General features: G+C 56.2%; 1 protein-coding gene. It reads right to left on the bottom strand.

Going from position 1 to position 1,123, the window contains the following annotated elements:
• Positions 1 to 1,123 (bottom strand): immunoglobulin-like domain-containing protein (locus ODQ19_RS27955; RefSeq protein ID WP_330211831.1); only part of this gene is annotated, 1,123 nt, incomplete at both ends.

Here is a 1,123-nt window from a genome sequence, read left to right as displayed (position 1 = left end):
TACCGCTGTAGTGCCAGGGACCAGGTTTTCGAAATGCTCGCCGCCGGTCACGCCTTTGATAGCGGTGGTAACGGTTTGATCGCCCTTGTACACGTCATCAGGAGCAAGAACCGAAACGCTACCGCTCGATTGGTTTACGCCGATGGTGATGGTTTTACCGTTATCCAAAGTCACGGTCAGCGGGTTGGTGATGTTGGTCACCGGTGCGCCGTTTTTATCCACAAGGCTGGCGGTGTAAACGATGCTGCCGCCTTCGCCGACGGTGGTGGTGGCAGTCAGCACCACATCAACCTTGTCGATGGTGTCGTTGATCGTGGTGGTCGCACCGTTGCCTGCCACTTCGAGTTTTTCGAAGTTGCCGCCGGAAGCGTCAGTAATCTTGACGGTTTGAGTGCTCTTATCGATAAACACGTCATCGGTAGGCGCCGGCACAGTCACGGTGCCAACGGTCTCACCAGCTTTGATGGTGATCGAAGAGCCGTTATCCAGCTTCAAGGTGACGTCAGTACCGGCCTTGTTGCTCAAGGTCGCGGTGTAGGTGATCTGGCCGCCTTCGTTAACGGCACTTGGCGCGGTCAACGTGACAGTGGTCGTGTTGTCGGTACCCGGTGTGTCCGTAACGGTGGTGTTCACCGCTGTAGTGCCAGGGACCAGATTCTCGAAGTGCTCGCCACCAGTCACGCCTTTGATAGCGGTGGTAACGGTTTGATCGCCCTTGTACACGTCATCAGGAGCAATAACCGAAACGCTACCGCTCGACTGATTCACACCGATGGTGATGGTCTCGCCATTGTCCAGGGTGACGGTCAACGGGTTGGTGATGTTGGTCACCGGTGCGCCGTTTTTATCCACAAGGCTGGCGGTGTAGACGATGTTGCCGCCTTCGCCAACGGTAGTAGTCGCCGTCAGGACCACATCAACCTTGTCGATGGTGTCGTTGATCGTGGTGGTTGCGCCGTTACCTGCGACTTCTAACTTCTCGAAGTTGCCGCCAGTGGTTTCGGTGATCTGGACGGTTTGCGTGCTCTTATCGATAAACACGTCATCGGTAGGCGCAGGCACGGTCACGGTGCCGACAGTGTCGCCCGCCTTGATGGTGATTGACGAACCATTGTCGAGTTTT

Source organism: Pseudomonas sp. AM4(2022) (assembly GCF_036346515.1).
Classification (GTDB): Bacteria; Pseudomonadota; Gammaproteobacteria; order Pseudomonadales; family Pseudomonadaceae; genus Aquipseudomonas; species Aquipseudomonas paracarnis.
This window is presented reverse-complemented; position numbering and strand designations above follow the sequence as displayed.